A 17,812-nucleotide genomic window follows, 5' to 3' on the forward strand; every position below is an offset into this window, starting at 1 on the left:
TCCTCCGTACACCTGTATTACAGTACAAGTGTAGAGCAAAACAGCTTATTTTTCAATACAGCTATATTTATAATTTGATTAAAAGACGAGGTAAACAAAAATGACAGTATACATGGATTTAGAAAATCTTCTCAAAGAAAAGAATATCAGTAAAAACAAAGTCTGTGAAGCCTGTAATTTACAGCGGACACAGCTCAACAACTACTGCAAAAATAAAGTAACCAGAATCGACTTCTCCATCTTAGCAAAGTTGTGTGAATATCTGGACTGCACACCTAATGACATCTTGAAATTAAAGTAAGGCTTCGGATTGTTCGAGAGCCTTTTTTTCTGTTCTCCTTTCTGCAAGTTCCCCAATCGTACCCAAGAAATCATAGCCTTTGGGTACAAGGGGAGTGTAAAATTCTGATATGACACTTGTTCCCACATCACAGTATCCACGCCCTTTAATTTGCTTCTGGAAAAATTGTTTTTTCACATCACTTCCAAAGAGCATACCGTAACCAAGTTCACTCATGCGACCAAGCCCCACACGGAAGTTAAAGTTATCTCTGATACCGTCCCCGAAATATTTTGCGTCTGGACGCTGGCAAGCCACAATCAGAAAATAGCCAGCCTGTCTGCCAAGCATGACGATTTTCTTTAGCTGGCTTAACAGGGCGGTACTTTCTTTTGTTGTGAGCATTTCTAGGAAAGCCACATATTCATCAAAGATAAGGAATTGTGGAGAAAGTCCCAGATAGGCATAGTTTTCTCCTGTACGGTAGTTCGGGTTCAGTTTCATTTCTTCCGAGCGTGTGACCATGCCCTCATAAAAGGTATTGACGCAGTCAATCATATCGTCTTTCGTGTGGTAGACATTTCCCATGACCGTTCCCAAATCTGCAAGGTCAGCGTTCTTCGGGTCAAGAATATATAAATCTGCATTGGTTCTAAGCAGTGCTTCAATGATGGTCAGTAGAAAATAGGTCTTTCCACCACCTGTACCACCGCAGATAAGGGCATGGGGAAGTGAATCATATTCCCACACCAGATTTTTCATTAACCGCAGACCGCCGTTTTCGGCAATTACTTCATCAATCGAAATACGGTTCGCTATCATATCATAGAGCAGGGTGTATTCGATATAGCCGTCATGCAGTGTCTTGTCGGTCAGCTCACAGTACAGTCCCGATTCCAGTTTATCCTCTAAGGACAGGAGCTGTTCTTGATATTTTCCCATTGTGATTTCACACAGGATATGGAGCAAGCCGTTGTCCATCTGATAGTAGATTTTTGGAAACCACACGATTTTTTCTCTGGATCTGCTTTGCAGGTCAGTGAAAAAACCGCTGTCTTTGGTATTTTCTGCTTCATACCATTTATTTTCCAGCACCATACGAGCCAGCTTTTGTCTGTGTAGCAACCGCTTGACACGGTCATATCCGTAATGGTAGTAGAGAAAAGCGACCAATGCACAAACACCAATCGCTATCAGAACCGTAATGGAATTGTAGGCAGTCCAAGTAATTCCGGCATGGAGCAGGTTAAAATCTTTCCAGTCGGTAACAAGGAGCTGTCGCAGGTTCAGTAGCAGGAATACCGCAACGAACAGGAGCAACAGCCAGCCGATACAGAAATGATAAACCAGTGATTTGTCACTGGCACGAATCCTGTTCCCTTTAAATTTTTGCCATACTTTCATATATACTCCTTTCTTTGGACGTAAGAAAAGCAGTCAATCATGTAGACTAACTGCTTTGTGAATATAAGTATTGAATTGTAAAACTGGAATTTATACCCGGTACTTGTCTCGATTTATAGTCATATCAACCAAATGAAATACAAGTAAGATAATAAAAAAAACGGAAACTATTATTATTCCTGCACCCAGCTTGATAAAATCAATTATACCGCCAAGACAAAAGAGCATTGCCCATGTCTTAATCCGTTTTCCAGTAACTCTGCATATTTTCTCTGTATTTAATCCAGTATAATCTCCTGATAAAAACAGCACACTTCTTTCTGTATTCCTTGATTTGATAAAAAATCTTCCAACAAAAAAGAGAACAGTTGCCATCAGTAAATCAATAAATATAATTATTATTTTCATTTTCAACACCTCTAATTCTAAGTTCACAACTACCGATTTTCTCAATTCTCCAAACTTGAATTTACTTTAATAAATATTTTTCAAACGCTTTATGATTATCAAAGTGGACTTCTCTAAAAAACAGAACTAACCAAATAATATAGGTTGGTATAGCTATATATGGGGTTAAAAAGCAGGATAATAATGCTCCTGCCAACATTATAATAGCCCACATAAAGCACTGATTTCTTATATCACGAGAGATATGAGCTTTATCATACAATGCCTGTTCTTCTTTAGAAAATGAATTAAATCCTGAAACAAATTTTGTTGCTTTTTCCTTAAAAATCGCAAATAACACACCTATAATCAGAAATGGTATTACCAAAATTATACACGACCAAAATCCTATATTCATAATACATATATTCATAATACATACCTCCGCTTCAAACTCCGATTTGATTGTTTTATATTATATCAATTACATTTGAACAATACAATGAAAATCCCTTAGTTACAGACTTATTTCTTCGGCGGTTGCTGTGGAACATTGTTCTGTGAATTTCCGGCATGAGTGCCTTTGTTCTTCAAAACAATATCGTCTGCTTTTACATACCAGTCCACATCTGCACCACGGTAATTTGCATTTGCCACTGTATCCGCAACAGGATTGATAAGTTCCACTTCGGCATTATAATCATAATTCTTTAACGGAATAGTCGCCGGAACGGATACCTGTATCATGCGTCCCTGTGTGTTGCATTTCAAATCGTAGGTACGTTCCTTGATTTCTTCACTGACCGTTCCATCTTCATTCTGTACATGAACCTCACGGCGTAATGCGGAGAACTTCAACACTCCGAAAGTCTTTTCTTTATCAATGACGATTCCATTTGCTAATCTCATAATCTGAATACCCCCCTTATTTACTTTCCACTGGTAACATATCGTCTGCGAGTAAGATGTAATTGACAAATCCACGTTCCCCGATTTTATAGCCATCGGTAGTGATTCGTGGGTTGATAAGTTTGACCTTCTGCTCCGGCGAGAAATGTTTTTCGCCAGCTTTGGCAGGAAGCGTCACAACTACATCATCAGCTCTCTGCACATCGGAATACAGGTTGTAGCTTCTGTTAATGACAGCCATACGTCCGTTGATTCTCTGCTGTTCCGTAGTATTTTCTCCGGCAAACTCCAAGTTTCCGAATGTCTTTTCCATGTTTGGTACGACAAATCTTAATTCCATAAATGATTGACCTCTTTTCTTTCTGTTTTATTTTCTTTCCTGCTGTACTTTGTGGGGAGCTACACTCCCCACGCCCCTAGTGGACTTCACGCTCCCGTAAACCAAGTGCTTCACGGGAGCGTGAAGTTGCAAAAAGGGTGGCGACCTTGAACGCTCTACCAACCGCTACATTACCGCCTTATGATTTCTTTCTACGGCGTTTGAAATAAAGCATACCGCCAAGCCCTACGCAGGAAAGACCAAGCATGGCAAGATAAGCATAGATATTGGTATTGTCGCCTGTTTTTGGGCTGTCACTTGTCTTAGTAACCGTAGATGGTGTATCCGGCGTGTCGGTATCCTTTGGTGTGTCTGGGATTTCCGGCACTTCCTTGATTGTCACAGTCTGTCCATCGTCTGTAATGTCCTTATGTTCCGTCACTTTCTTTGGTTCGTCTGGATTGGTCATATCGTATAACTCCTCAAAGGTAACAAGGTTTTTACCACCAAGAGAAGAACCATCAAAGGTAAAGGCAATCTCAACCGCCATTTTTTCATTGTCGGCTGTGAACTCATACTCATTGGATACTTTCTTTCCATCAATCAGAAGTTCTGCATTTTCCTCTTTTAACATCTGCCAACCGGAAAGTTTGTATTTTGTTCCAACTTCCAGACCATCTAATGTGACTTTATCCACAATCGTTACATCTTTTCCGGCTTCAATTTCTTTCTTGCCGTTCTTGTCCGTAGCGGTCGTATGGATTTTGATGATACGTTCCGTGATAAGAACCGTCTGTCCATCATCGTTGATGTCCTTATGTTCGGCAACCTTGACAGGCTCTTTTGGATTGCTCATATCGTACAATTCCTCAAAGGTAACAAGGTTCTGACCACCAAGAGCTGAACCATCAAAACTGTAAGTAATCTCAACCGTCATTTTTTCACTGTCGGCAGTGAATGTGTAATCACTGTCTACACGTTTTCCATCAATCAGAAGTTCGGCGTTTTCTTCCTTTAACATCTGCCAGCCGGAAAGTTTATATTTTCTGCCTGTTTCCAAGCCATTAAGTGTGACTTTGTCCACGATCTTGATGGCTTTTCCGGCAACAATCATTTTTTCGCCTGTTTTCTTGTCGGTCGCTGTGGTATGGATTGTGATTTCTTTTTCGTATTCATCAGTAAGTGTCCCTAAATCTACGGTCACTTTATTTCTGGATACGACCACCTCAAAGGCTGGAATCAGCTTAAATCCGGCGTTGGAATCACACTTTAATTCCTCAATCACATAGGTATCATAGAGTAATGCACCTTTGCTGTCGTCTGGTTCAGATGTCCCAAACCATACACCGTCCTCACTGGATTTTCCAGCATTGGTATTGACTTTGTGGGAAGCCCAGCTTGAAGCAGTGGAGAACTGACCGTTGTTGTCAGTAACTACAATATGGGATTCTCCCGTTGTCTTGCTTGTAATTCTGAATGGAACACCTGCAAGACGTTTGTGTGTACCTGCACCGATTTTTACACCCTCAATATCGCCACGTTTAATCTGGTTGTAGACAGAGTGAGATTTGTCGGTCAAGTCCACGATTTTTCCATCTTCCGTGATAGAAAAGTCGATTGTTTTTGCACCGTCTGTCAAGTAGCCCTCTGGTGCTTTGCTTTCTTCTAATCTGTAATTTCCGTAAGGGAGCAGGTCAGCAGAAGTAGAAGCAATTCCGTCAATGCCTGTCTGAATCTTCTTTACCGTTTCATTCTTGCTGTATAATTTTCCCTCAACCAGTACAGGACTGTCATTTAAGGAAATGATATTAAATTCTGTGTACTGTAAGGTCGCACTTCCCTGTGCTTTGGTATCCTTTGTTTCAAGGTCACGTTTCTGGATTTTCACACCGCCACGGATAACCTTATCGGATACGGAATACTGGTTGCTTCCAGAAAGTACGGCAAGTTCGCCATCTTCGGAAATCTGTGTAAGGTATGTCCCCTTAATCTGTTCGGAACTTCCGCCAGCCTGCATATATGCACCATCTAATAAGTAGCCGTTTGGTGCTTTTGTTTCTGTGACAGTGAGTGTACCAAGTGGCAGTACATTTTTACCGTCCTGTGTATAGAAGCTGTCGCCGGATACTTTGTAGCTGTCGGCAAGTCTGGATACATAATGGATAGTTCCGTCACTGTCTTTTTCGGCAACGGTTTTGGTTGTCCATGTACGGGTAGCTTTTGCAGGTAGATTATCTGCATTGTAGTGTCCGTCATAATAGCTCCATGTGAACTCTGCACCCTCTAAAGAAGCAGTTCCCTGTGGAGTAGATTTTCCTGTTTCCATGTCAATTTTGAATAAATCAATCAAAGTTTCTGTGACCTTTGGAGTGTCAGCAACAGTTAATGTCGCTGTTTTTCCAACTTCCACATTTAAGGCATGGACAGTAGTACAAAAGTTTTTAAATAAATGGACTATATTTCTTTTCTGTAGTATACTGTTCTCATCAAATCAAAAGGAGCATTAAACTATGGGAAGAAAAGCATCCACTATTAATCTTAGCGAGGACGAACGTTTATATCTTGAAACTCAGATGCGTGCAAGAACAATTCAAGCCCAGACAGTAATTCGGGCAAGAATTTTACTACTCAAAGCAGAAGGTATTTCAGTTGACCATATTGCAGACAAAGTAGGAATGAATCGCAAAAGCGTCATGCTCTGTATCAATAAATACCTTGAGGGTGGTGTGGAAAATGCTCTGTTTGATGCACCCGGTCGTGGCAGGAATGCTGAAATAACCGATGATGAAAAAGCCTGGATAATAAATATCGCCTGTCAGAAGCCTGTCAATCTTGGATATTCAGCAGAAGTATGGACGCGTGCTCTTCTTACAAAACATATTAATAAATTTGCCGAAGAAGCAGGTCATACAAGGTTGTCAACAATCAGTCAGTCAAAGGTCCGCACAATACTGGAAGAAGCGGATATTAAGCCTAACAAAATAACTTATTACTGCGAAAATCGTGACCCTGATTTTGACCAGAAAATGCATAATGTTCTTCTTGTATATAAACAATTGTCTTTACAGTTTGACGAGAAGGGACAGCTCATTCCGTTTAAGGAGGATGAACAGGTTGTACATGTACTTTCCTATGATGAAAAACCCGGAATTCAGGCAATTGCCAATACCACAGAAGACCTCTTGCCGGATGAAAATCACAAGACGGTCAGCCGTGATTATGAATATAAACGTCTTGGAACTATTTCACTGCTTGCTGGAATCGACTTACAAACAGGGGAGGCAATTCCGCTTGTAAAAGATAAACACAGCAGCAAGGAATATATTGAGTTTCTAAAAATACTTGATTCAAAATATCCGGAGACTGACCGGATTCGTCTGGTATTGGATAATCTGAAAGTTCATTCTTCAGAGGAAACCCGAAAATACCTTGCGACAAAGCCGGGAAGATTTGAATTTGTGTTTACTCCCAAGCATGGTTCATGGTTGAATCTTGTTGAGGGATTCTTTAGTAAACTCACACGTCAGATGCTAAAAGGCATACGTGTAAAAACTAAGGATGAACTTGTGCAGCGTATCTATAGATACTTCGATGAAGTAAACGAACAACCTGTCGTATATCACTGGAAGTATAAGCTTGAAGAAATTAATTCAAGTGAAGAGGTGGTGGTTGATACGTTGCCAATTCAAAAGTCCAGTTAATTAATAACGGTTATAGTAGAATCCAGCTTATAACCCTTTGGAGCAGAAAGCTCTTTGATGTAAATTGTTCCTGCTTTTACCTCAACTTCTTTGGTATCGCCGTTTCCATCGGCAGTAAGTGTGGCAAGCTGGCTGTTACAGCTCTTATCAGAATAGACACCAAATGTCGCACCCTCAAAGGAATAGTTGGCGTTGTCATCTGTGACCGTGGGATTGGAAGAAGTCTTTTTGACCTTTGCATTTCCTACATTTAACTTTGCCCAGAACTGTCCAATGTCCTGTCCCTCGCCAGTGTAGATATAACCACCACATTCATAGCGTCCTTTATTTGCTTTCACAAATGCTTTCGCACCAGCGTAAACTTCATTCTGAACTGCCTGTGAGATTTCATTATAGGAAGCTCTGACATTATCGCATTGCCAGCCAAGCTGTTCGCTCAATCTCTGCCAGACAACACACTGTTCCAGCAAATACTTCTGGTTGTTATTCAGCCCTGTATGAGTAGCGGTATATTGCTTGACGTACTCTAAGGAAAGAGCAACGTCCGCAATCTGATCACTACTCATGCGTGTACTTGCGTCAGACCTTGTTTTATATCCATTCTTGAAATTGGTATTGATGTCCACGCAGTAGGCAGTTTCGCCCTCAACTTTCATGTGTCCCTCATGGAACGTGGATTTGATAGAACCGTCATTCATAATTTGTTCAATGTAGCCGACACGTTCTGCTGATTCTGTCCAGTATTGATTGCCGGAAGCATGAACCGCCGTCACTGGTAATGCCGTGAGGATAGTTGCAAAAACAAGCGTTCCTGTCAGCAATCGCTTTACTAGCTTATTCATATTTTCTCTTTCTCCTTTCGATTTTGGGTATGAAAAAAGACGCTCATTTATTGAACGCCTTTAACTAAATAGTCGATATTGAGATTTGGGATTAGGTACAAATCAGATAATTTTAATTGCACCTCATTGCATTAAAATTGCATTTTTTAATATTTTTATATGGTTTTATAGTTACTTATATTGCCTAAAAATGGCTTAAAATCAACGATTTTGCTTTATACTCCGTACTGTCTGTCTGGAGTTTGAGTAATAAAAATTTTCTGAAATCCCTTATAAAAAGGGCATTTTAGAGCAGATAAAGTTCTATTTGATAACAAAATGATAACACGAGAGATTTTGGCATTGTTTATCCGGAATCTTGTGGTTATCAGGTAATATGTGTGAAACCAACAAAAAGGTCTTACTGAATTGAGTGAAATCAATTTGGTAAGGCCTTTTTCGTTGGTTTTTTATTTGTCGTTTTTCGGATAATTATACCGCCATTGATCATATTCTTCCTGAGTGATTTCTCCGGATTTCAGCTTTTCAGCTTGTTCCTGCCATGCATGGAACATATCAAACATAGAAAGGTAGGTGGTTCCCTTGGATTTGTCCAGCCGGAGGCAGAGTTCTCCGTCAATCTCACCAATATGAAGTCCGTAAAGGTCTTCTAATGTAAATAAGGTATGCATAAGCCCTACATAGCTGTCGATATCTGGGACAGCCAGTGCATGCGGAGAGATTTCAAAAATATCAGCCAGTGCATTCAGATAGTTTTCTTTTGGACTGCGGGCACCTTTTTCATACTGTGCAATACGGACATCAGCCTGTGATTCGCTGAATCCGAGCTGTTGCCCTAAATATTTCTGCGTGAATCCACGCAGAAGTCGGAAATGGTGGATTCTTTCTCCTATTGCCATAGTTTTACATCTCCTGTCTTTTTCTTGATAGGTTGAGTATAGCATATCTGTATAGTACAGACAAGAAAAACCATACAAAAAAGTATAGAATTTAACACTGAAAGCACTTGACCAATACAAAAAAGTATAGTATCATACAAACTATACAGAAATGTATAGTAACAAACAAAGGAGGGATTTACAATGAGTAAAATGTTTATGAATGTAAAAGAGGTCATGGAAGTCCTCGAAGTCTCAGAATCCTACGCTTATAAGCTGATGAAGCGACTCAACAGAGAATTACAGGCAATGGGCTGTCAGACAATCGCTGGAAAAGTTGACCGCAAATATTTTTACGAACAGTTCTACGGAACCAGATCAAATGATGGGAGGAATTAGGAATGGCAATTTACAAGAACAACAATGGCACCTGGTATGTAATGATCCGCTATCAGGACTGGACAGGTGCAAGAAAGCAAAAATGTAAAAGAGGATTTGCTACAAGAAAAGAGGCAGCGGACTGGGAATTACAGTTTAAGCTGCAGAAAAAAGCAAGTCTGGATATGACAATGGAAAGTTTCTGTGCTTTGTATGAAGAGGATGTAAGACCGTCTCTGAAACAGAGTACCTGGCTTACCAAAGAAAATATTATCCAGAAAAAGATTCTGCCTTATCTGGGACAGCGTAAAGTGTCGGAAATCACAGCAAAAGATGTGATGGACTGGCATAACCAGATGAGAAAACTGAAAACAAAGACAGGAAAACTTTTGTCTCCAACGTATCTGAAAACGATACATGGACAGTTAAGTACCATTTTTAATCATGCAGTGAAATATTATGATCTCAGTACCAATCCAGCGAGAAAAGCCGGAGCATTAGGAACAGAGGAAGGAAAGGAAATGCTGTTCTGGACAAAAGAAGAATATAAACTTTTTGCAGAAGAAATGATGGATAAGCCTCTTTCATACTATGCGTTTCAGCTACTCTACTGGTGCGGAATACGGTCAGGAGAACTTCTGGCTTTAACTCCGGCGGATTTTAATTTTAAAAAGAAAACGCTGCGAATCAATAAGTCCTATCAGCGGTTACAGGGAAAAGATGTAATCACGACACCGAAAACGAAAAACAGTATCAGGACAGTTGTGATGCCACAGTTTCTATGTGATGAAATGCAGGATTGCCTGAAATTATATTACAGTTTAAAACCTGATGACCGTATTTTTCCTGTGACAAAATATTACCTGAACCATGAGATGGAAAGGGGATGCAAAGCATGCGGTGTCAAGAAAATCCGTGTTCATGATCTTAGGCACAGCCATGTATCTTTACTGATCAATATGGGATATACAGCTCTGGCAATTGGAAAAAGAGTTGGTCATTCAGCAGAAAAGATCACTTACCGTTATGCACACCTGTTTCCATCGGTACAGTTGGATATGGCAGAGCAATTAGATGCGGAAAATATGAAGGAAGAACCGAATGAAATGGGAGGAGGACTTGCAAATGTCAGCTAAATGCCTGGATCAACAGGGACGTTGGAGAAATAAAGTTGTAGCGTTCCGAATGTCACCAGAGGAAGATGAACTTCTGGAAACAGCAGTCCGCTTATCCGGATTGACGAAACAAGAGTATATTATCCGAAGATTACAGGAAAAAGAGGTTGTAGTAACCGGGAATCCGAGAGTGTACAAGGCATTGAAAAATGAACTTGCAAAGGTACTGAATGAACTGAGACGGCTGAAAAAAGGAGAAAATGTGTCAGAAGATTTACTGGAAGTAATTCAGTTGATTACAGTAACGATGGATGGAATGAAAGATGAATAAAAATGCCTTTAAGTGTCGGCAAACACTTAAAGGCAAGGATTTGGTAGAATACTCTTCCAAAATGTTTCTATGGGTATTCTATCAAAATCCATTCTTTCTTTCAACGGGAAAATATGGAGGAACTGATGGAAAACAAAGTAACAGAAGTAAAGAAAACAGTACAGAAAAGAATGGAGCCGGAATTGAAGCTTATCAACATGGATAAGGTAGAAGTTGAACAGATTGAATGGCTGCTCTATCCATTTATCCCATATGGGAAAGTAACGATTATCCAAGGAGATCCGGGAGAAGGAAAGACTACAATGGTACTTCAGATCATTGCAAAACTGACCAGAGGAGAAGCAATTCTTCCGACAGTTTTATTAACTGATGATAAAGAAAATGCAGAAGTACCTGTAAATGTGATTTACCAGACAGCAGAGGATGGTTTGGGAGATACCATAAAACCCAGATTGCTTGCTGCAGGTGCAGACTGCTCCAAGGTGCTGGTCATTGATGATGCAGACCAGCCATTGACAATGGCAGATATCCGGCTGGAGGAGGCAATTATACAGACAAAAGCAAGAATGGTTGTACTTGATCCAATTCAGGGATTCTTGGGAGCAGAAGTTGATATGCACCGTGCAAATGAGATTCGTCCGCTGATGAAGCGCATCGCAGTGCTGGCAGAAAAATATCACTGTGCGATTATCTTAATCGGACATATGAACAAAAACAGTAACGGAAAATCTTCCTACCGTGGACTTGGATCAATTGACTTTCAGGCAGCAGCAAGAAGTGTCCTGATTGTTGGCAGAATCAAGGAAGAACCAGAAACGAGGGTGGTGTGCCATACGAAAAGTTCTTTAGCACCGGAAGGAAAATCTATTGCTTTTCAATTAGATAAGGATAATGGATTTGAGTGGATTGGAGAATATGATATCAGTGCAGACGAGTTGCTTAATGGAGATGGCAAGGGACAGAAAAGCCGGAAAGCGAAAGAATTTCTTCTTGAGATACTGGCAGATGGTGGTATGTCACAGAAGAAAATATTAGAAGAAGCTGCGAAGCGTGGAATCAAAGGAAAAACGCTGAGAAATGCGAAGTCAGAACTGGAAGTAGATTCGGTAAAACGGGGAAATCAGTGGTACTGGGTGCTGCCCGAATAGAAAAGGAAGATGGCAAGGTGACCATATCTTAAGAAAAGGGCATCTTGCCACCTTGAAAGGAGATAGGATGAAAAACAGAAATGTGCAGATCCCATACGAGTTGTTCTTTCAACTTTTGCAATATTTTTTGATGGAAAACTATGAAAGCGAAGAAATAATTCGGCAGGGATTAGAAAGAAAGTTGGATACAATGGTCAACCGAGAATTATACAGCAAATATAAAACTGCATCAACAGAGGAAGAACGGGAAAAATCCCGGCAGGAATATTTGGACAGGCGGGGAATACCAGAAAACTTTCGAAGGTAAAGATTTTCTCTGATTGCCTTATTACAGGAGCGTGTCACGCACCTGTAGATAGTAGATAAGGAGAGGTCTGATAAGGCACAGACGGAACGTTATGAATATATTGAGAGTTTGTCTGGAGTTGGAAAATTGTAAAGGGGGCCCTGAAACAGGGCATCCCTATGGAAAACGATAAGTGGAAGGGAGAATGTCACAATGAAAGAAGGAAGATTAGGATACAACAGTTATAACAAAAGATATGGATTATTATCATCAGATTTATGGATTGATACGGGATTTCACTGTGGAGAATGTCTGGAAGTGTTGCTTGATGATGAATGGGTTCAGACCAGGATGGAAATGAATCCTGCAAGAGAATGGTATCTCGTAGGGACACCATATTGTGGTGATCTGGAATATATCCGAGCGAGGATACCGGGATAAGTCAGCCATACAAGTAACGCAGGAGTGAACCGACCAACGGGAGGAATAGCCCCCGGCAGGGCGCAAGGGTACTTTTGATGGACGGAACGGATGTCGAAAGTGCTTTTGCGTTACTTTTGACAAAAGTAACAAAACCGCCGTATCCGGCGAAGATTTCTTTTTATGCCATTGTTGGCAAATATACAAATTTATGTGCCATATCTGGCACTGATTTTAGAAAGTGAGGTGAGAAAGATGACGATGAAACGAACAATCAGCGGTATGATTGGGACTGGTTCTCTGGCTCATAACAGACGAGATTTTATAGCAGAAAATGTTGATCCAGACAGAGTGCAATTAAATATTTGTTACTGGAATGAGAATCTGAAAGAAGTCTATAAAGAGCTGTTTGATGAAGCTGTAGAACGGTATAATGTCGGGAAAAGAAAAGATCGGCAGATTACAAATTATTATGAAAAGATTCGCCAGGGGAAACAGGAAAAGCTGTTCCATGAAGTGATTTTCCAGATTGGGAACCGAGAAGATATGGCTGTTGGAACAGAAGAGGGAGATTTGGCTGTAACGGTACTGAGTATAATGGTCTCATAAATTAAGACACTTTTTCGGACAAATATTAATGAATCTGATATACTAAAATCAGTATGAAAGTGAGGATTCATCATTATGTCCAGACAAAGAAGAAACTTTAGTGCCAAATTTAAATCAGACCTGGTAATCGAGCTGCTTAAGGGCGAGAAAGATCTCAACACCCTTGCAACCGAGAATAACATCCAACCAAATCTGCTCCGCAATTGGAAGAAAGAATTCCTTAACAATGCCTCTGCAGTATTCGATGACAAGCGTCAGGAAAACCTCAAAGACAAGCTTGCTGAAGAACGCAAGGAAAAGGCGGAGTATGCGAAAAAGGTTGGTCAGTTAACCATGCAGGTTGACTGGCTCAAAAAAAAATCTGAAGAAATTTGTGGACCTGACTACGAGAGTAAGTTTAGTCCAAAACCTTTTGACTACTAAAGAAATCCCGGCATCTGTAGGAGCAAAACTGCTTGATATCAACCGTACAAGCATCTATTACAAGACTTCACCTGTATCAGACGAAGAACTGGCTTGTAAAGAGATTATCGACCATCTTCATACGGATAATCCAACCTGGGGTGCAAGGCAAATGTCTGCACAACTCAAAAACAGAGGTTATCATGTTGGGCGTCGTAAAGCACGCCGCTATATGAATGAGATGGATATTTACCCAATCTATCCTAAGATGAATCTTTCCAAGCGGATGCAACAGGCAAAGGGATGTCCTTATCTTCTTCGAAATGCCGTCATAGATGCACCAAATCAGGCGTGGTCTATTGACATTACATATATTCCAATCAGACACGGATTTCTGTATCTGACAGCTGTAATCGACTGGTACAGCCGTTGTATCGTAGGCTGGGAAGTCGATGATACCCTTGATACCAGAATGGTTATCAATGCTCTAAAAAAAGCATTTGCTGTGTCAAAACCACAGATTTTGAACTCTGATCAGGGTTGTCAGTTCACAAGTCAGAAATACATTGAATTTGTAAAAGAAAACGGTATCCGTCAGAGTATGGATGGAAAAAGCCGTTGGGCTGACAACATCATGATTGAGCGATGGTTCCGCAGCTTCAAGTATGAAGAAGCTTATCTGACGCTGTATAACAACATCAAGGATGCCAGAGTTGCTATTGGACGATATGTCCACACCTATAACTTTGAAAGATGCCATTCTGCCCTTGATTACAAAACACCGGCTGAATGTTACTACCCGGCAATGCTTTTGCCGTATGCAGCTTAATGCATATATGGATCTGGGGAGTGTTCCACTATCCTCCCCATGTTCCTTGTTACTTATCAACCATATCAGTTCATTATAAAAATCTTAGATTTTTGTCTTGACAACTGAGCCACTATACGATGAAAAGAGTGCAAAGAAGCTTGAAAAGGTTTTGGATACCCTTTTGGAAATTTCACGGGAGGATTATTACCCGGAATATACGAAAAAAGAAGATTTGATTGTAAGATACCTTTTACATAGACATTTATATGACAAAAAGAACACACAGAAGGAACTATATCAGAATATTGCAATAAATGAACTCCGTATTATAGCTATCAAGGATGCTATGGAAGATAAGAATTATGATGAAGCAGAGAAACTTTGTTTAGAGAAAGCAAACGCAGAAGAGACATGGCATTATCATTGCAGTGATCCGGAAGATTGGAATAATATGTTATATGATATATATAAGACAGCAAACAACAAGGAAAAGCAAATCGCACAGGCAAAAAAGCTGCTATTGATGGGAAATGAGAAGTTCTGGGGTGTTTTGAAACAGATTTATAATGAGTGCGGGGTGTGTAATGAAAATTACGGAAGCTTACTGGATGAATTGAAGGATAGCAAGCGAACTGTTTGCTATCGCAGTGTTCTTATTTCTGAAAATGAAAAGAAGAGATTGCTTGATGATGTAATGGAGAATCCGTATGATTTGTTTTATTATGGAAAATATTTGGTAAAGGAATATCCGGAGCAGGTATATGGGTTGTGTTATAAGGAAATAAGTGAGAGTTGTGCTCAGGCAAAGGATAGACGAGAATATAAGAAGATAACGAAGAATATTGCACAGCTTATAAAATGGAAGGGTAATGATACTGCTAAGTCGTTAATTGAGGAATTGAAGCAGAGATATCCAAGAAAACCAGCATTGTTGGATGAATTGGAGAAGGTGGAGAAGAAACTTTAGGAGAAAAATGATGTTTTTATTTTGTAATGAGGATAGAAAGAAAAAAGAGAGACTAAATAGTTTGTTGCAGACAACACGTAATCTCATCAAAAACAATGAGATTAAGGATGTGAGAAAAAATCCTGTTTATTCACTTATAAGAGCAATGTCAAATTATCACTTATATGATATAGTACGTGAATTGTATGAGGATGAAGAAGTTACAGATGTTCAAAGTATATACAAAGATATAGGAGAGTATTTAATTAATAGCAATAAACTTAACAATTGCAAGAGTTTTGAATTAGGAGAGAGCAATATTAATATAGATTTATCAAAAGATGCCATATTGGTATGTGCGTGGAATAAGCAACGATTTGTTGATGCATTATTAAATATAGGGCAAAATGTAGGTAATTCATTTGAATATGACAAAACCAATCATATGGCCACATATATTTTTCCTATAGGTTTAACAATTGTTTATAATGGAAACCATTCCTCTTTGTCAGGCATTTTGAAGGGAGAAGGAACAATACAAGCAAATCAGACATATGATCTTGTACCAACATATGATTATATGTATTTTGATGGTATATATTTTAGAAATAAAATTAATGATGAGAAATTATATAAGGTAGAGAGATTTGAAATTGGTGCGCTATATGAAATTGGTAGACTATTAGCAGAAAATGGAATAAGATAAACTTCAATAATCATTTGCGATAAGGTTAAAGAAGTTTATCTTAATATAAGCAGAGTTGAACTAATAATTGAACCAATTCATTGCATCCACATAATCCTGTAAACCATTTTCCTTCAATGCCAGTTTGGCATACAACAGAGGAGATTCCTCTGCAAGCCGGTACAAATATACAATATCATTCGGGTCATTAAGAGTGACAGAGAAATTTCATTCCTCGCAACGGATAACAAGAATTGCATTCACACCGGTATTGACGATAATGGAGTCTCTTGCACAGCATCTAAACCGGGAAGCTGATCTGAAGTGGATAGAAACACAGAAACAATCATTTCTTAAATCAATGGAAATGGCAGATGACTACAATGATATGTATGATGATTTCAGTATGCCGGTTCAGCAGCCGATTGTAAAAGAAACGAAAATTTATCCAAACGATCCGTGTCCGTGCGGCAGTGGAAAAAAATATAAAAAATGCTGTGGTAGGCGGTAAGCATATGATAACGAGAGAGAAACTGAAGAAATTAAACAAGGAAAATTTGATCGAGCTGATATTGGAAATGTCAGAGCTTTTAAATGAGAACCAGAACAGAAAATGTAATCAGATTGTGGCTGGATATTTGACAGATCAGTCAGTGAACTCTCACGATGGGGTCCAGGCAAGAATGTCAGATGAGTTTGTATCCGAAAAAATGGCACAGATCAAAATTTGGATACAGCAGATTGATGAAGGAGAACTCTATCTGAATGCAGATGAATATGAAGATTATTCCAGTGGATATTGGGATAGTGATCTAATTACAGAATATTATGATGAACAGGGGATTGGAGATAAAATTAATACGATGCTCCGGTTTGCAAAAGACTGTGTAGATGACAGGAAATATCAGGAAGCCAGTTTGATCTATGAATGGATCTGGGAGATGGAAGTGTTTGCAGAGGAAGAATATGTTGATCCTGCAGATTTGGAAGTATTGGTCGAAAAAGAAATAGTGACTGCAGACTTGAAGCAGTTGGCACTTTTGACCCTGTATGTGGATTATCAAATGAGAGTGCCGGAAGATATATATTTGTATTTTTCACATTATGCATTTCATGATCTTCATATTGAGGATATGTTCCATGCAGGAAGAGAAAATTTGACGGAAACCGAGCAATTCTGGAATGACTGGATTTCATTGCTGAAGACAAAAAGCGGCGATACAGAGAGCAGATTGCTGAAAGAAGCTGTTTTATATCGTGAGGGAATAGAAGGGCTTGTGAAAATGGCGAATGATAACTATAAAGTACATCCATCTTTGTACCTGGAAGCCATGAACGAGTATGATAAAAATTATGGATATTCCCAAATAGAGAAAATTGGAGAGAATGCAATAGAAAAGATTGATTCTAAGCTGACAATCCGCAGTAAAATAGCATTAAAGGCAGCGTGTGCTTCGTCATATCTTAATCATACAGAAAAGCTAATGCTTTTTTGCTGGGAAAGTTTTCGCTCTGATTCTACGGTAAGAAATCTTTTAAGATTGTTTGCTACAAGGGAAATGGCAGAGCAATATGGTATAAGAGCGGAGAAGGCTCTGGCTTCAAGGATAAAAGGAAATCCGGTTACCTCTATAAGAAATTCTGAGCTGAATCAGAACATCATTAACAATTATACATATAATGAGTTGAACTTTTATACGGGAAATTTTAAAGCAGTAAAAGCAGTATCAAAAAATCCAAGCGGTTCTTTGGGGTGGAGCAATTGTTTTGTCGGGGAAGGAATTTGCCTGTTTCTTTTATACTTATTTGAAGATGCTGTTCCCTCAAAGGCGGCTAAAGCGGTTGCGAATTCGATAGGCTTTTCGGGCTTGCAATGATTGCCGAAATAAAGGAACAAATGGGTGAAAAGGGGATGCGACAGGAAATTTTTGCCATATATAAAAGAAAATTTCCAAGACATT

19 protein-coding genes and 3 pseudogenes are annotated in these 17,812 nt (G+C 39.5%); 14 read left to right on the plus strand and 8 right to left on the minus strand.

Annotated features, from left to right (window positions below):
* The first annotated feature begins 100 nt into the window (after nt 1-100).
* The gene (locus NQ541_RS01075) at nt 101-301 is read left to right on the plus strand and encodes a helix-turn-helix domain-containing protein (RefSeq protein ID WP_005334884.1); all 201 of its coding nucleotides are present in this window, start codon (nt 101-103) and stop codon (nt 299-301) included.
* On the opposite strand, the gene NQ541_RS01080 is transcribed toward NQ541_RS01075, so the two are convergent.
* The 6 genes and pseudogenes from NQ541_RS01080 to NQ541_RS01105 form a co-directional block, all read right to left on the minus strand.
* Nucleotides 293-1,684: an FtsK/SpoIIIE domain-containing protein gene (locus tag NQ541_RS01080; protein ID WP_005611086.1), complete on the minus strand. Its 1,392-nt coding sequence runs from the start codon at nt 1,682-1,684 to the stop codon at nt 293-295. The two genes, NQ541_RS01075 and NQ541_RS01080, sit on opposite strands and share 9 nt — an antisense overlap.
* Nucleotides 1,685-1,774: 90 nt before the next feature.
* Nucleotides 1,775-2,092: a hypothetical protein gene (locus tag NQ541_RS01085; protein ID WP_005611085.1), complete on the minus strand. Its 318-nt coding sequence runs from the start codon at nt 2,090-2,092 to the stop codon at nt 1,775-1,777.
* A 61-nt stretch (nt 2,093-2,153) separates the two neighbouring features.
* On the minus strand, nt 2,154-2,489 hold the full coding sequence (locus NQ541_RS01090; protein ID WP_028086657.1) for a DUF3784 domain-containing protein: 336 nt from the start codon (nt 2,487-2,489) through the stop codon (nt 2,154-2,156).
* Between the two features lie 107 nt (nt 2,490-2,596).
* Nucleotides 2,597-2,980, minus strand: coding sequence for a YdcP family protein (locus NQ541_RS01095; protein ID WP_005611082.1), 384 nt, complete (start codon nt 2,978-2,980; stop codon nt 2,597-2,599).
* Between the two features lie 16 nt (nt 2,981-2,996).
* Nucleotides 2,997-3,320, minus strand: coding sequence for a YdcP family protein (locus NQ541_RS01100; RefSeq protein ID WP_005611080.1), 324 nt, complete (start codon nt 3,318-3,320; stop codon nt 2,997-2,999).
* Nucleotides 3,321-3,498: 178 nt separating this feature from the next.
* Nucleotides 3,499-5,700, minus strand: a pseudogene (locus tag NQ541_RS01105) (VaFE repeat-containing surface-anchored protein); the annotation flags it as partial.
* 109 nt (nt 5,701-5,809) lie between these two features.
* On the opposite strand from NQ541_RS01105, the gene NQ541_RS01110 reads away from it, so the two are divergent.
* Nucleotides 5,810-7,000, plus strand: coding sequence for an IS630 family transposase (locus NQ541_RS01110; protein ID WP_005609147.1), 1,191 nt, complete (start codon nt 5,810-5,812; stop codon nt 6,998-7,000).
* Between the two features lie 11 nt (nt 7,001-7,011).
* Here NQ541_RS01110 and NQ541_RS01115 read toward each other — a convergent pair.
* Together NQ541_RS01115 and NQ541_RS01120 are read right to left on the minus strand one after the other, a co-directional pair.
* Nucleotides 7,012-7,842: pseudogene (locus tag NQ541_RS01115) on the minus strand (MSCRAMM family protein); the annotation flags it as partial.
* 449 nt (nt 7,843-8,291) lie between these two features.
* Entirely contained in the window at nt 8,292-8,741 is a 450-nt protein-coding gene (locus NQ541_RS01120) for a helix-turn-helix domain-containing protein (RefSeq protein ID WP_005611074.1), read from the minus strand.
* A 183-nt stretch (nt 8,742-8,924) separates the two neighbouring features.
* Between NQ541_RS01120 and NQ541_RS01125 the strand changes: the two genes are divergently transcribed.
* The 12 genes and pseudogenes from NQ541_RS01125 to NQ541_RS01185 all read left to right on the plus strand — a co-directional run bounded on the left by NQ541_RS01125 (nt 8,925) and on the right by NQ541_RS01185 (nt 17,728).
* Nucleotides 8,925-9,119 (plus strand): hypothetical protein, encoded by a 195-nt coding sequence (locus NQ541_RS01125; protein ID WP_005611072.1) that lies wholly within the window; start codon nt 8,925-8,927, stop codon nt 9,117-9,119.
* Between the two features lie 2 nt (nt 9,120-9,121).
* Nucleotides 9,122-10,234, plus strand: coding sequence for a site-specific integrase (locus tag NQ541_RS01130; RefSeq protein WP_005611070.1), 1,113 nt, complete (start codon nt 9,122-9,124; stop codon nt 10,232-10,234).
* Complete coding sequence (locus NQ541_RS01135) at nt 10,224-10,544, plus strand: plasmid mobilization protein (protein ID WP_005611068.1); 321 nt, start codon at nt 10,224-10,226, stop codon at nt 10,542-10,544. The genes NQ541_RS01130 and NQ541_RS01135 overlap by 11 nt, the downstream gene beginning before the upstream one ends.
* A 125-nt stretch (nt 10,545-10,669) precedes the next feature.
* Nucleotides 10,670-11,692 carry an AAA family ATPase gene (locus NQ541_RS01140; protein WP_044940669.1) on the plus strand — a complete coding sequence of 341 codons (1,023 nt, stop codon included), beginning with the start codon at nt 10,670-10,672 and terminating at the stop codon, nt 11,690-11,692.
* A 499-nt stretch (nt 11,693-12,191) separates the two neighbouring features.
* Entirely contained in the window at nt 12,192-12,419 is a 228-nt protein-coding gene (locus tag NQ541_RS01150) for a DUF5348 domain-containing protein (RefSeq protein ID WP_005611064.1), read from the plus strand.
* 234 nt (nt 12,420-12,653) lie between these two features.
* Nucleotides 12,654-13,007 carry a hypothetical protein gene (locus NQ541_RS01155; protein WP_330362694.1) on the plus strand — a complete coding sequence of 118 codons (354 nt, stop codon included), beginning with the start codon at nt 12,654-12,656 and terminating at the stop codon, nt 13,005-13,007.
* Between the two features lie 75 nt (nt 13,008-13,082).
* Nucleotides 13,083-13,430, plus strand: a complete 348-nt coding sequence (locus NQ541_RS01160) for a transposase (RefSeq protein ID WP_005609354.1) — start codon at nt 13,083-13,085, stop codon at nt 13,428-13,430.
* Nucleotides 13,420-14,238 (plus strand): IS3 family transposase, encoded by an 819-nt coding sequence (locus NQ541_RS01165; RefSeq protein ID WP_005609355.1) that lies wholly within the window; start codon nt 13,420-13,422, stop codon nt 14,236-14,238. Before NQ541_RS01160 ends, NQ541_RS01165 begins: the two co-directional genes overlap by 11 nt.
* A gap of 433 nt (nt 14,239-14,671) precedes the next feature.
* Nucleotides 14,672-15,187 carry a hypothetical protein gene (locus NQ541_RS01170; protein WP_233417828.1) on the plus strand — a complete coding sequence of 172 codons (516 nt, stop codon included), beginning with the start codon at nt 14,672-14,674 and terminating at the stop codon, nt 15,185-15,187.
* A 7-nt stretch (nt 15,188-15,194) separates the two neighbouring features.
* Nucleotides 15,195-15,872 carry a DUF6710 family protein gene (locus NQ541_RS01175; protein ID WP_005611061.1) on the plus strand — a complete coding sequence of 226 codons (678 nt, stop codon included), beginning with the start codon at nt 15,195-15,197 and terminating at the stop codon, nt 15,870-15,872.
* A 409-nt stretch (nt 15,873-16,281) separates the two neighbouring features.
* A pseudogene (locus NQ541_RS01180) lies at nt 16,282-16,362 on the plus strand (SEC-C metal-binding domain-containing protein); the annotation flags it as partial.
* Nucleotides 16,363-16,366: 4 nt separating this feature from the next.
* Nucleotides 16,367-17,728: a hypothetical protein gene (locus NQ541_RS01185; protein ID WP_005611059.1), complete on the plus strand. Its 1,362-nt coding sequence runs from the start codon at nt 16,367-16,369 to the stop codon at nt 17,726-17,728.
* Nucleotides 17,729-17,812 lie beyond the last annotated feature (84 nt).

Source organism: [Ruminococcus] lactaris ATCC 29176 (assembly GCF_025152405.1).
In the GTDB taxonomy this organism is placed as follows: domain Bacteria; phylum Bacillota; class Clostridia; order Lachnospirales; family Lachnospiraceae; genus Mediterraneibacter; species Mediterraneibacter lactaris.